We start from the raw sequence: 13,408 nt of genomic DNA on the forward strand, positions 1-13,408 counted from the left end.
AGCAAGCTCGCTCCTACAGTGGGGTCTAGGTGCCCGCGCTAGGCATGGGTACTGATCGGTAACTTTTGTAGGAGCGAGCTTGCTCGCGAAAAACCCGAGAGCGCCGCGGGGGGTCTGGTTTTTCGCGTTATCGTTGACGATTTTCGCGAGCAAGCTCGCTCCTACAGTGGTAACAGGGGTACACGGGGGGGATCAGCCCGCTACGCGCACCACGCCGAGGTCGATTCCCAGGTGGACCAGTTCGGCATGGGAACTGACCTGCAATTTGCTCTTGAGCAGGGTCAGGTGGTTGGACACGGTCTTGCTGCTGATATTCAACTGGTCGGCAATCACTCGGGTCGGCGTGCCTCTGGCCAGCATCAGGAAAATCTCCAGCTCACGCGGGGTCATGCCTTGCAAGCGTTGGTCGCTTGGCGTGTAGGCCAGTTGGGTGGCGAGGGACTGTTCGATATAGGCGTGGCCGTCGAGGACGCGCCGCACTGCTTCGATCAGCACCTCGGGCGCCGAGCTTTTGGTCAGGTAGCCCGAGGCGCCGGCTTCCAGGGCCTGGCGCACCAGCGGCAGTTCGTCGTGCATGCTGAAGAACAGCACGCGCAGTTGCGGCAGGCGCTGGCGCAGGCGGCGCGTGGTTTCCAGGCCGCTGATGCCGGGCAGGCCGAAGTCCATGATCACCAAATGCGGCAGTGCTTCCTGGACCCGGCTCAAGGCCTCTTCGCCGCTGGCCGCTTCGCGCACTTCGATGGCCGGCAACAGTGCACGCAACAGGCTGGCATAGCCTTGGCGCACCACCGCATGGTCGTCCACCAACAGAATATTCATGAGGCCTCCAATGGCATGTTCAACGCCAGCGCCCAACCGACGCCGGGGTGGCTGAGGATTGTCAGTTCGCCGCCCAGGCAGCGCGCGCGTTCGTACATCGAATACAGGCCGACGCCGGGACGCTGCGGCGTTTGTGCGCCGCAACCGTTATCGCGCACCCACAGGCGCAGGCGCGAACCGTGACGATGCAGGCGCACGCGCACCTGGCTGGCATCGGCATGCCGCACGATATTGGTCAGGGCTTCCTGCAGCAGGCGATAGAGGTGCGTCTTGCTCGCCCCGGACAACGCCGGCAGGTCCGCGCTGACCCGCAGCCGGCAATCGATGCCATGGCTGGCCTGCCACTGCGTCACCAGCATCGCGAACGCCTCGGCCAGCGGCAGGTGCTGCAGGGCCACCGGGTACAGGTCGTGGACCAGTGCGCGAAAGCCTTGCTGCAAGTGATCGCAGTGATCCTCCAGTTGCGCCACCGTGCGCGCGAGCAATTGCGGTTGGTCGGTGACCAGACGCAACAGGCAGGCCTGGGCGCGAATGCCGGCCAGGTATTGGCCGAGGTCATCGTGCAGGGTCTGGGCCAGGTGGTTGCGCTCCTGCTCTTGCACCGCCATCAGGGTCTGGGTCAGTTGGGTATTGTCGGTGTGCGCCTGCTCCAGGGCGTCGGTCATGCGGTTGAAATGCAGCGCCAGTTGCCGCGCTTCGGGTGATCCTGCGCTGCGCAGGCGCACATTGAGCTGGCCGGCGCACACCTGTTGCAAGGCGCGCAGCAGTTCGTCGAGTACGCCCATGCCACGGCGCACCGCCCAGCGGATGGTCAGCAGGCTCAGGGCCAGGGCCAGGGCGCACAGGCTCAACAGTTGTTGCAGGGAGTCCCAGACTTCATCGATCTCATCCCGCGGGTCGACGGCGATGGACACGCGTCGGCCGTCCGGCAGGTCCAGCACCTGGGCACTGCGCCGCGCCTCGGCAAACAGCAGGCGCCCGAGCCAGGCGTCCAGGCCGGACGGCAGCGGCGCCGGCAAGGTCTCGTCGGGGGCCAGCCAATGCACGCGCACATGGCGCAGGCTGGCGGTGAGATGCGGTTGCAGGCTGGCCGGGTCGCGCTCGGCGGTTGCGCTGAGGTAATGCACCACCGCTTCGGCCGATTGCAGCTCACGCTCCACATCCGTCAGGGCCTGATGCAGCAACAGCGCGGTGCAGGCGCAGGTGACCAAAGCGAAGAAACCGCACACCCACAGGTTGATGCGCCACAGTGCCGACATACCTAGTGCGCCACGCCGGCGGGCACGCTCAGCGCCGGGCGTGGTGCGTGCAGCTTGTCGACGCCGATCAGGCTCACGATCAGCAGGAACGGCAAAAGCAGCGCCTTGAGGATTTGCATGATCGTTCATCTCCCGGATGGACACGGTGGGGGTAACCCATGCTAAGACCGCGCCACCTGCGCGGGGCTACTACCTTGGTACTGGCTCAGCGGTACTTTCTGCATATTTGCAGCAGACATAAGGCTTCCTATGCTGGCGCTACCTGACATGGAGTGCCTTATGCGCCAGCTCGCCCCCTACGCCGTGCTCTACCTGCTGGCGATTGCCTGCGCCGCCGGGGTGGCCACTGCCAGCCAGGCCGCCGAGGCGCCGTTGGCGGTGCAGATCGGCTACCTGGGCTATCGGCCCGACCCTGGGCCGCTGCTGTCGAATGTGATCCCCGAGCCCACCGACGCCGGGCAACGCGGTGCGGAGCTGGCGATCATCGACAGCAACAGCACCGGCGCCTTTCTCAACCAACGCTACAGCCTGACCAGCGCCACGGTGGACAGCCCCGACGCCCTGCTCGCCGCCGCCCAGGCCCAGCACGATCAGGGCCTGCGCCTGTTCGTGGTCAACGCCCCCGCCGCCAGCCTGCGCCAGCTCAGCGCGGCCCTGCCCGACAGCCTGCTGTTCAACGCCGGCAGCCCCGATGACAGCCTGCGCAGCACCGACTGCCTGGGCAACGTGCTGCACACGCTGCCCAGCCGCGCCATGCTCGCCGATGCCTTGGCGCAATTTCTGGTGGTGCGCAAATGGCAGAAGGCGCTGCTGATCGTCGGCCCCACCGAGGATGACCAGGCCTACGCCGCCGCCCTGCGCCGCGCCGCCAAGCGCTTCGGCGTGCATCTGGTGGCGGAGAAAGCCTGGCGCTTCGATAACGACCAACGCCGCAGCGCCCAGGCAGACATGCCGCTGTTCACCCAGACCGCCGAATACGACGTGGTGCTGGTGGCGGACGAGCGCGGCGACTTCGGCGAGTACGTGCCCTACCAGACCTGGTACCCGCGCCCCGTCGCCGGCACCCAGGGCCTGACGCCCACCGGCTGGCACAAGACCGTCGAAACCTACGGCGCCGCGCAATTGCAAAAACGCTTCGAGGCCCTGGCCGGGCGCTGGATGAACGACCGCGACTTCGCCGCCTGGATGGCCGTGCGCAGCGTTGCCAGTGCGGTGAACAAGCTGCGCCAGGTCGACCCGATGACCATCCGCCAACTGGAGATCAGCGAGCAACTGCCGCTGGACGGCTTCAAGGGCCGCAAGCTCAGCTATCGCCCGTGGAACGGCCAACTGCGCCAACCGATCCCCATCGTGCAACCCCGCGCCCTGGTCAGCACCTCGCCTCAGGACGGTTTCCTGCATCCTTTCAACGAAATGGACAGCCTGGGCTACGACAAACCCGAGGTGACCTGCCGCTTCCCTTGATCGCTCCCCTACTCACAATAATAAGGAATCCGCCATGCGCCGCACCCTGCTCTCATGCGCCCTGCTGCTTGCCGCCGGGCACGCCGTGGCCAGCACCGCCTGGGTCTCCAACGAGAAAGACAACACCCTCAGCCTGATCGACATGCAGACCCTGCAAGTCACCGACACGCTCAAGGTCGGCCAGCGCCCGCGGGGCCTGCTGCTGTCCCATGACAAAAAGCTGCTGTACATCTGCGCCAGCGACTCGGACCGCGTGCAGGTGATGGACGTGGCCACGCGCAAGATCATCAAGGAGCTGCCCTCCGGCAAAGACCCCGAGCAGTTCGCCCTGCACCCCAATGACCGCTGGCTGTATGTGTCCAACGAAGACGATGCACTGGTCACCGTGATCGACACCGAGACCTCCAAGGTGCTAGGCCAGATCAACGTCGGCGTAGAGCCCGAAGGCATGGCCGTGAGCCCGGACGGCAAGTGGGCGGTGAACACCAGCGAAACCACGAACATGCTGCACTGGATCGACACCAGCACCCAGACCCTGGTCGACAGCACCCTGGTGGACCAGCGCCCGCGCTTCGTCGAGTTCAACCACGATGGCTCGCAGCTGTGGGCCTCGGCGGAGATCGGCGGCACCGTGACCATTCTCGATGTGGCCAGCCGCGCGATCCTCAAAACCCTGACGTTCAAGATCAAGGGCGTCCACCCGGACAAGGTGCAGCCGGTGGGGATCAAGCTCAGTTCCGACGGCAAGTACGCCTTTGTCGCCCTGGGCCCGGCCAACCATGTGGCAGTGATCGACGCCAAGACCTTCGAGATCCTCGACTACCTGCTGGTAGGCCGCCGCGTGTGGCAGATGGCATTTACCCCGGACGAAAAACAGTTGCTGGCCACCAATGGCGTCAGCGGCGACGTGTCGGTGATCGATGTGGACAGCCTCAAGGTGCTCAAGTCGGTGAAGGTCGGGCGTTATCCATGGGGCGTGGTGGTCACGCCATGAACGCCCTGGAGGTGCGCGACCTGAGCTTCGCCTATGGCGCGCGCCAGGCCTTGCACGAGGTGAGTTTCAGCCTGGCACCGGGGCGGTTCGCCGCGTTGCTGGGGCCCAACGGCGCCGGCAAGTCGACCTTGATCGCCCTGCTCACGCGCTTGTACGACCTGCAAAGCGGCGACATCCGCGTCGGCGGCCACTCCCTGCGCGATGCACCGCGCGCAGCCCTCACGCAACTGGGGGTGGTGTTCCAGCAAAGCACCCTGGACCTGGACTTGAGCGTCGAACAGAACCTGCGTTATCACGCCGCGCTGCACGGTTTGTCGCGGCGCCAGACCGACGTGCGCGTCGCCGCCGAGCTGGCGCGCCAGGCCCTCACCGAGCGGCGCCGCGAAAAAGTCCGCGAACTCAACGGCGGGCACCGGCGCCGCGTGGAAATCGCCCGGGCGTTGTTGCATGAACCGCGCTTGCTGCTGCTGGATGAAGCCAGCGTCGGCCTCGACCCCGCCAGCCGCCTGGCGCTGAACCAGCACGTGCGCAACCTGTGCCTTGAGCAAGGCATCAGTGTGCTGTGGACCACTCACCTGCTCGATGAAGTGCAACCCGACGATGCGTTGATGATCCTGCACCAGGGCCGCTTGGTGGCCAGCGGGCAGGTCGATGCGCTGATCCTCGAACAGGGTGGCGACCTCGGCAGCGTCTTTGCGCGCCTGACCCGCCCCACAACGACGGGAGCCCCGGCATGAACGCTTACTGGCAATGCTTGCGCGGCATCGTGCTGCGCGAGTGGCTGCGCTTTGTATTGCAGCGCACGCGGTTTCTCAGCGCCCTGGTGCGCCCGCTGTTGTGGCTGCTGGTGTTCGCCGCCGGGTTCCGCGCCGCGCTGGGTATCTCGGTGATCGAACCCTACGACACCTACATTCCCTATGAGGTCTACATCATCCCGGGGCTGGCTTGCATGATCCTGCTGTTCAACGGCATGCAGGGTTCGCTGTCGATGGTCTACGACCGCGAGATGGGCAGCATGCGCGTGCTGCTGACCAGCCCGCTGCCGCGCACGTTTTTGCTGTGCAGCAAGTTGCTCGCCACCGCGCTGATTTCACTGTTGCAGGTGTACGGGTTCCTGGCGATCGCCTGGGTCTACGGCGTGCAACCGCCGGCCATGGGGCTGTTGATCGCCCTGCCGGCCTTGCTGCTGGTGGCCTTGATGCTGAGCGCGCTGGGTTTGCTGCTGTCGAACGCGATCCGCCAACTGGAGAACTTTGCCGGGGTGATGAATTTCGTGATCTTCCCGCTGTTTTTCATATCGTCGGCGCTGTACCCGTTGTGGAAGATGCGCGACTCCAGCGAGTGGTTGTATTGGCTGTGCGCAATCAACCCCTTCACCCACGCCGTCGAGCTGGTGCGCTTTGCCCTGTATGAACGCTTCGCCGGCCTGGCCCTCGCGGTGTGCCTGGGCTTGACCGTATTGTTCGCGGTGTTGGCGGTGTTGACCTTCAACCCCCAGCATGCAGCGTTGCGCAAAAAAGGCTGAGGGCGGCAAAAACTACTACTTTAGTACTGGTTTTCCTGTCTATCGTCGCATTCCCAAGGGCTCGGGACTCACGTGTAATGGGCGCATAACGATAAGGATCGCCCTGCCATGCTGCCTGCCCGACTGCCCTTGTTGGCGCTGCTGTGCCTGTTTGCCGCCAACGTACAGGCCGATACCGCATTATTTTCCGCCGACGGCTATCGCATCAGCCTGTATCGCAGCCCCACGCCCGATCATGTGCAGGGCGCGACGATCATCGACACCCCTGCCCTGCAAGCCCTGCTGACCCAAACCCCAGCCCCGGTGCTGATCGATACGTATCGCCGCCAGTGGCTGCAAGGCCGCTTCATCGAAGACCAGCCCCACGCCAACCTGCCCGGCAGCCGTTGGCTGGCCAACACCGGCGACGGCGACCTCACGCCGGAGTGGCAAAGCTATTTCGTGCGCCACCTGTACACCTACAGCGGCGGCAACCTGGCACGACCATTGGTCTTCTATTGCCGCTCCGATTGCTGGCTGAGTTGGAACGCGGTAAAACGTGCCGCCAACCTGGGCTATACCTCTGTGTATTGGTATCGCGATGGCCTGGATGCCTGGGAAGCGGCGAAGCTGCCGGTGTCGGTGGCGCAACCCGAGCCATTTGAATAACCACAATAAGAAAGGTGAACGGCCATGTACAAAATCCTGATTGCCGATGATCACCCACTGTTTCGCGAAGCGATTCATAACGTCATCAGCGATGGTTTCCCTGGCAGCGAAGTGATGGAGACCGCCGACCTGGACAGCGCCCTGGCGCTGACCCAGGAACACGACGACCTCGATCTGATCCTGCTCGACCTGAACATGCCCGGCATGCACGGTCTCAATGGCCTGATCAACCTGCGCAACGAATCGCCGACCATCCCGGTGGTGATCGTGTCCGCCGAGCAAGACAAGCAAATCGTGCTGCAGGCCATCACCTATGGCGCCGTCGGTTTTATCACCAAGTCGTCGCCGCGCCAGCAAATGACCGAGGCGATCCAGCAGATTCTCAACGGCAATGTGTACCTGCCGCCGGATATCATCCGCACCCAGAAACCCGGCACCCACCGGCGCCTGAACGAAAACCCGGGCTTCGCTCCGGAATTGCTGCAGGCGTTGACCCGCAAGCAGTTGCTGGTGCTGGAGCGGATGACCAAGGGCGAGTCGAACAAGCAGATTGCCTACACCCTGGAGATCGCCGAGACCACGGTGAAGGCCCATGTGTCGGCGATTTTGCGCAAGTTGAATGTGCATAATCGGGTGCAGGCGATTTTGAGCGCAGGGGATATTGATTTTGGTTCTTATCTGCGTCGCTGATCTTTCGGAAAGCGCATAGAACGCTTGTGGGAAGGGGTTTGTGTGGGGCTTGTGTGGGGCTTGTGTGGGAGGGGGCTTGCCCCCGATAGCGGTGGATCAGTTATAGGTGCAGTGACTGACAGTCAGCTATCGGGGGCAAGCCCCCTCCCACATTGGATCTCCATTTGATCTCTGGATCTCTGGATCTCTGGATCTCTGGACCTCTGTTTGATCGCTGTTTGAGGAGCGTTCGGTGGTCATTTACCTAAGAGGTGGCTCATCGCGGTCTTGAGCTTCATCGGCCGCACCGGCTTGTGCATCAAGGTGTGCCCCAGTTCGCGGATCTGCAGCTTCAGTTCGTTGCTGTAATTGGCGGTGATCATCATGGCCGGGATCGGGCTGGCGCGCCGGGCGTTGATGCGTGCCACGGCGTCGACGCCGTTCTGCTCATCGTCCAGGTGGTAATCGGCGATCAGCAGGTCGGCCTCGGCGTGATAGTTGTCCACCTGCCGCGCCAGGTCTTGTTCCGATAACGCGGTGACCACCCGGCAGCCCCACCCCTCCAGCAAGGTCCGCATTCCGGCGCAGATCGCTGCGTCGTTATCCAGCACCCACACCCGCGCGCCTTGCAGGCGCTCCAGCATCGGTTCGCTCATGGACGGCTGCGGCAGCGATTTGGGCGCGGTGGCGCTCAAGGGCACGTCCACCGCGAACATCGAGCCCTTGCCCGGCCACGACTTGACGGTGATGCGATGGCCGAGGATGCCGGCGATTTTTTCCACGATGGCCAGGCCCAGGCCCAACCCGCGATCCTGGTCGCGCCGCTGCACATCGCCGCGTTTGAACTCCTGGAAAATTTCCTCCAGGCGATCTTCGGCAATGCCCATGCCGCTGTCCCAGACCTGGATCGACAAGCGCTGGTGCTGGCGGCGGCAGCCCAGCACCACGCGTCCCGAGTAGGTGTAGCGAATCGCATTGCTCAGCAGGTTGCGCAGAATCCGCGCCAGCAGCTGGATATCGCTGCGCACCAGCGCCGAGCAGCCGACGAAGTGCAACTCCAGGCCTTCGCTGCGCGCCAGTTGGGTGAATTCGACGGCGAGGTTGTCGAGCAGCTCGCTGAGGGCGAACGGGGCGATATCGGCTTTGATCACCCCAGCATCCAGCTTGGAAATATCAACCAGGGTGCCCAACAGGTTTTCCACGTCTTCCAACGAGTTGCTCACGTTGCGCACCAGGGTTTCATTGGCCTGGGGTTCACGGCGTTCGAGCAAGGCGCCGGTGAACAGCCGCGCGGCGTTCAGCGGTTGCAACAGGTCGTGGCTGACGGCGGCGAGGAATTTGGTTTTCGACAGGTTGGCCTGCTCGGCTTCGAGCTTGGCTTCGCGCAGGCGCGATTCCACGCGGCGGCGCTCGTCGATTTCGCGCAGCAACTGGTCGTTCAGCGAGGTCAGTTCCGAGGTGCGCTGGGCGACGCGCAGCTCCAGGTTCTGATAGGCCTGGTGCAAGGCTTCGGCGGTGCGCCGGCGCTCGGTGATGTCGCGGATCAGCACAAAGATCCCCACCACTTCGCCACTGGCCAGGCGGTTGGGCACGTAGGAGCGCAGCATGTAGCGCTCCTGGTTGTTGATGTTGGTTTCGGCGAATTCGAAGGTCACGCTCTCCCCCGCCAGCGCCCGCGAGACGTAGGCATCCAGGCGCTGACAGTGTTGTTCGCTGTGGACTTCGCGCAGGCTCTGGCCGAGCATCATGCCCCGCGGCCAGCAGTACCATTCTTCATAGACCTTGTTGGTGAACTCATACACCAGGTCGGCATTCAGGTAGCCGATCAGCGCCGGCACATGGTCGGTGATCAGGCGAATCCAGCGCTCGCTCTCCTGCGCCTTTTGCGCCGCGGCCTGCTCGCGGCGCAGGGTTTCGGCGCGCAGGCGGGCGTTGATCAGCAAGTGGTTGCTGGCGCGCAGTTCGGCCATCGCCTGGTTCAGCGCGTCGGTGCGCTCGCGCACTTGTTCGGCGAGCACCACCGAGTGCTGGAACGTGGTGTAGGGGTCGTTGCCCTGGGTCACCCCGGACTCGATGCGCTCGATCAGCGCCGCGTTGATCCGCGTCAGCTTGTAGTTGTCCAGGCGTAGCCGCGCCAGCTCGGCCAACAGTTCATTGCGATCCTGGGGCTCGCCCTCGGGCAATGGCGACGCCGGTGAAGGTCTGGTTGATATGCATGCCATTGAACTGTTCTCCGTAGGTGTTGAACCCCATCACCCGCTGGTCGCGCAGGAAGCCGCCGATCTGCTCCAGGGTGCCGCTGTCTTCCAGCTCCAGGCGGCGCAGGAAGCAGTCGCAGCCAATGGTCAGCAGCAGCTCGCCGAGGCGCGATTGCAGGCCGTCGAACAGGGTTACCAGGTTCGGCAGGATCGGCCCGGGTGTCATCACCGTGAGGACGATGCCGTTTTCCACGGCGCAGTAGAAACTCAGGCTCAGGTCGTCATGCACCTGCTGGATCGCCCTGACGTAGTACTGGTCGTGGATACGTACCGCCAGCGGGTGCGCGGCGAAGACGCGGTGGTCGAGATCGGCCACGGCCACGCCGATGTGCCGCGCGTACTCCTCCGCGGCGGGCTCGGCGTTGAGCTCGAACACTCGCCGCGACGGGCTGTCGGCGCCGGTCACCACGAGTTTTTCCGCACGCGGCAGAATGTGGTGGGTGGTGAACACCTCGAAGTCCAGCCAGGTATTGACCAGCACCACCACGGCCGCGCCGCTGTGGAACACACCGTTGAAATACACGTGGGTGTGCGTGAGGTAATTGTCGTCGCCGGCCGAGCCGCCGAAATGCGGGATATCGCCGAGCGCCGCGCTGAGGGCCGCGAGCACCATTTCTTCACGGCTGGACAGGCCGTCGAGCAAGGTCAGGGCGAAGGTGTTGCCCTTGATCGGCGCCAGGGTGTTGCTGCGACAGCCGCCCACCAGGCGTTCGACCATGTGCTGGGCGTCGATCAGGCTGAAGTGTTCCACCTGGTCGATCAGTTCGGTGGCAATCGAAAAATGCGCGTGGTTAAAGCCCATCGCCGTCACGCAATTGCGCCCGTAGCCTTGGGGTGTGATCTCGCCGGCGCTGGTGCAACCGACGAGGCGCACATTGCCGAAACAACGTTGCAGGGCTTGGCCGAGCGCCTGCAGGTCGTAGGAAGCCGAGCAGAAAAACAGCACGAAGCCCAGGTACGGATGCAGCAGTTGCTCGGCCAATTCTTCGGCGGCCTGCCCGGCATCGGTGGCCAGAGACATGGCACTGACTACGCCTTCATGGTTGTGCATCGTCGACTCTCCGCTCTGAGGCATGAGTGTACGAAGGCTGGGGGGGGCGGAACCTATGCTACTTGGGTACTGGGTGGGGGGATGCGATGGGATGAGACGCTCGAGGTGCAGGTAATCAAATGTGGGAGGGAGCTTGCTCCCGATGGCGGTGGATCAGCTACAAATGAGCCAACTGAACCACCGCCATCGGGGGCAAGCCCCCTCCCACATTTTGACCGCGTACCACTTAAAGACCAGGGCAGGTCTTCAATGCATTGGCCACTAAGCAGAGGAAGTTGATGGATCCGTTCGGGGTGTAAACAACACCACAGGCCCTCTCCCACACTTGGATGGCGTTTCAGGTTTTACCAGGTGAGTACGGCACCGACGGCGAAGGTGTCGGTGTCTTCATTTTGTGCGCTGGTGTCATGCCCCTTGATCTGGAACTGGTTGTATTCAGCGACCAGCTTCAGGTTGTCGTTCACGTCGTGAAACAGCGCAATGCCACGGGTGTCATAGTCGGCGCCGCTGCCCACCACGCCGTTGCCGTCGTCCTTGGTCTTGCCATACGATAGCGCCAGGCGGTTCTTGCCCAGCTTGTAGGAGCCTTGCAGCAGGTAGCCGTTGCTGTCGACATTGCGCAGGGTCGCTTCGCCGGCATTGTTGGTGAAGAACGGGTTGATGCCCTTGGCCTGGAAGCCCGAGCCGGTCAGGGACAGGCCGCCCATTTTCGCCTGCACGCCGTAGCCCACGCCTTTGGAGGTGACGCTGTCGACGTTGGAATCGGTGTTGTCCGAGGTCTGGTAGCTGCCGTTGAGCCAGCTGTAGATCTTCGCCCCGCCCAGGTCGAACTGGTAGGTGATCTCGCTCTCGGTACGCGGGTTTTTCTGGTAGGCCTTGCCTTGGGGGCTGCTGTCGTTGGTATCGACCGGGTCGAGGATGCCGACGGCAACACGCAGGCCGTCCATCACCGGGGTGCGGTAGGTGATCTGCGAGGTCGGGAACGGGTATGGATAGCCGCTGCCGATATTGCCGAACGAAACCCCGCCGCCGTCGACCAGGCCGAGGCTGTCGCTGACCTGGCCGTAGCCCGCGAGCAATTCGTCGAGCAGGATGTTGGAGCGGGCGAACAGGCCGAAGTCCTTGCCGATCAGCACTTCGCCCCACTCCGGGTTGGCCACTGTGCCGTAGAACTGGCGCACATCGATGGCAGTGTCGGTGCCGTTGGTCTGGCTGTCGTTGATGGTCACCCAGAACGAGGCACGGGCGCCGAGCTTGAGGTCGTCGGCCTGCTTGGTCATGTTGAAGCCCAGGTAGTTGGGCAAAAAGCCCATCTTCACCCGGGCCTGGCGGCGGTCGTATTGGTCACCGGCGCGGTCTACGTTGCTGTTGACGTAGAAGGCGTTGATGTAGCCATCGGTGGAGAAGGTGGTTTCGTCTTTGTCGTACAGCATGATTTCGGCGCTGGCGAACGGGCTCAGGCCCAGGCCGACGAGAAACACAGGCAACAGACGCAGGGGGAGTTTCTTATTGTTATGCATGGTGCGCTCCGCAACGGGGACATGATGTCGGAGGCGATTATCGAAAGCTGCCAGGCCACGGCCTACGCTGCCTTGGCGCCAATTTCAGGGTGCTTTGGACGGGCAGCGGGGGCTCGGCAAATTCGGTGTAAGACCGGCCCGTTCACAGACGCGGCACTTAGGGTGTAAGACCGACCCTGAACAACATGCCGAAAGACCGTATCATGTCCTGTTACAGGTCGACCCTTTGCCTCGCAGCGTTTTTTTCCCTTAATCTGCCAAGTCCATGTGGGACACATTGCGAATGTAACCCGCAGCCCGCCACCAAGGACCGCCGCCCATGCCCGCGTTGATTCAGGCTTTTCTGGACGAGGCATCGTCGACCTACACCTATGTGGTGCATGAGGCCGACGATGGCCCCTGCGCCATCGTCGACTCGGTGCTCAATTACGACCCGGCCTCCGGGCGCACCGACACACGCCAGGCCGACAAGGTGATCGCCTACGTGCGCGAACATCGCTTGCAGGTGCAATGGCTGCTGGAAACCCACGCCCATGCCGACCATTTGTCCGCCGCGCCTTACCTGCGCCGGACGTTGGGCGGCAAGATCGCCATTGGCCAGGCCATCAGCAAGGTGCAGCACGTGTTCAAGCACCTGTTCAACCTGGAGCCGGAATTTCGCGTCGACGGTTCGCAGTTCGACCACCTGTTCGCCCCGGATGAAATCTTCCCTATCGGCAACTTGAAGGCCCAGGCCTTGCACGTGCCCGGCCACACCCCGGCGGACATGGCCTACCTGATCGACGATCAACTGATCCTGGTCGGCGACACCCTGTTCATGCCCGACGTCGGCACCGCCCGCTGCGACTTCCCCGGTGGCGATGCACACCAGCTGTATGCGTCGATGCGCAAGCTCCTGGCCTTCCCGCCGCAGACGCGACTGTACGTATGCCACGACTACCCGCCACAAGGCCGTGAGGCCCGGTGCCAGACCACCGTGGCCGAGCAGCGCGCGGGCAATATCCATGTGCATGACGGGGTGGATGAAGCGGCGTTTGTGCAGATGCGGACCCAGCGCGATGCCGGGCTGGGGATGCCGACACTGCTGCTGCCGGCGATCCAGGTGAATGTGCGGGCGGGGAATCTGCCGCCGCCCGAAGAGAATGGGGTGGTGTACCTGAAGATCCCGCTCAATCAGCTCTGAACGCGCTCAACCGGCCAC

At 63.6% G+C, this 13,408-nt stretch carries 12 protein-coding genes; 7 read left to right on the plus strand and 5 right to left on the minus strand.

Translation table 11 applies throughout. The features are described 5' to 3' along the window. Positions 1-192: 192 nt before the first annotated feature. Both NR164_RS25765 and NR164_RS25770 read right to left on the minus strand, forming a co-directional pair. On the minus strand, positions 193-819 hold the full coding sequence (locus tag NR164_RS25765; protein ID WP_017847484.1) for a response regulator transcription factor: 627 nt from the start codon (positions 817-819) through the stop codon (positions 193-195). Next, positions 816-2,078: a histidine kinase gene (locus tag NR164_RS25770; protein WP_017847485.1), complete on the minus strand. Its 1,263-nt coding sequence runs from the start codon at positions 2,076-2,078 to the stop codon at positions 816-818. The genes NR164_RS25765 and NR164_RS25770 overlap by 4 nt, the downstream gene beginning before the upstream one ends. 279 nt (positions 2,079-2,357) lie before the next feature. Here NR164_RS25770 and NR164_RS25775 point away from each other — a divergent pair, with 279 nt between their 5' ends. From NR164_RS25775 to NR164_RS25800, 6 genes are all read left to right on the plus strand, one after another. Next, positions 2,358-3,542 (plus strand): ABC transporter substrate-binding protein, encoded by a 1,185-nt coding sequence (locus tag NR164_RS25775; protein WP_079444257.1) that lies wholly within the window; start codon positions 2,358-2,360, stop codon positions 3,540-3,542. A 34-nt stretch (positions 3,543-3,576) separates the two neighbouring features. Beyond that, positions 3,577-4,536, plus strand: a complete 960-nt coding sequence (locus tag NR164_RS25780; RefSeq protein WP_017847488.1) for a YVTN family beta-propeller repeat protein — start codon at positions 3,577-3,579, stop codon at positions 4,534-4,536. Continuing rightward, complete coding sequence (locus NR164_RS25785; protein WP_017847489.1) at positions 4,533-5,273, plus strand: ABC transporter ATP-binding protein; 741 nt, start codon at positions 4,533-4,535, stop codon at positions 5,271-5,273. The genes NR164_RS25780 and NR164_RS25785 overlap by 4 nt, the downstream gene beginning before the upstream one ends. Continuing rightward, positions 5,270-6,061: an ABC transporter permease gene (locus tag NR164_RS25790; RefSeq protein ID WP_017847490.1), complete on the plus strand. Its 792-nt coding sequence runs from the start codon at positions 5,270-5,272 to the stop codon at positions 6,059-6,061. The genes NR164_RS25785 and NR164_RS25790 overlap by 4 nt, the downstream gene beginning before the upstream one ends. A gap of 108 nt (positions 6,062-6,169) precedes the next feature. Beyond that, on the plus strand, positions 6,170-6,709 hold the full coding sequence (locus tag NR164_RS25795) for a PQQ-dependent catabolism-associated CXXCW motif protein (RefSeq protein WP_046382809.1): 540 nt from the start codon (positions 6,170-6,172) through the stop codon (positions 6,707-6,709). A 24-nt stretch (positions 6,710-6,733) separates the two neighbouring features. Beyond that, on the plus strand, positions 6,734-7,399 hold the full coding sequence (locus NR164_RS25800; protein ID WP_017847492.1) for a response regulator transcription factor: 666 nt from the start codon (positions 6,734-6,736) through the stop codon (positions 7,397-7,399). Positions 7,400-7,635: 236 nt separating this feature from the next. Here the strand turns inward: NR164_RS25800 and NR164_RS25805 are convergent, their stop codons facing one another. The 3 genes from NR164_RS25805 to NR164_RS25815 all read right to left on the minus strand — a co-directional run bounded on the left by NR164_RS25805 (position 7,636) and on the right by NR164_RS25815 (position 12,207). Then, on the minus strand, positions 7,636-9,600 hold the full coding sequence (locus tag NR164_RS25805; protein ID WP_079444258.1) for a PAS domain-containing hybrid sensor histidine kinase/response regulator: 1,965 nt from the start codon (positions 9,598-9,600) through the stop codon (positions 7,636-7,638). After that, positions 9,530-10,687, minus strand: coding sequence for a nitric oxide-sensing protein NosP (gene nosP / locus NR164_RS25810; protein ID WP_079444259.1), 1,158 nt, complete (start codon positions 10,685-10,687; stop codon positions 9,530-9,532). The genes NR164_RS25805 and nosP overlap by 71 nt, the downstream gene beginning before the upstream one ends. Before the next feature lie 344 nt (positions 10,688-11,031). Further along, positions 11,032-12,207, minus strand: a complete 1,176-nt coding sequence (locus tag NR164_RS25815; protein ID WP_017847495.1) for a porin — start codon at positions 12,205-12,207, stop codon at positions 11,032-11,034. A 319-nt stretch (positions 12,208-12,526) separates the two neighbouring features. Here NR164_RS25815 and NR164_RS25820 point away from each other — a divergent pair, with 319 nt between their 5' ends. Then, the gene (locus NR164_RS25820; RefSeq protein ID WP_046382806.1) at positions 12,527-13,390 is read left to right on the plus strand and encodes an MBL fold metallo-hydrolase; all 864 of its coding nucleotides are present in this window, start codon (positions 12,527-12,529) and stop codon (positions 13,388-13,390) included. Positions 13,391-13,408 lie beyond the last annotated feature (18 nt).

Source organism: Pseudomonas sp. Pse79 (assembly GCF_024519615.1).
Classification (GTDB): domain Bacteria; phylum Pseudomonadota; class Gammaproteobacteria; order Pseudomonadales; family Pseudomonadaceae; genus Aquipseudomonas; species Aquipseudomonas veronii.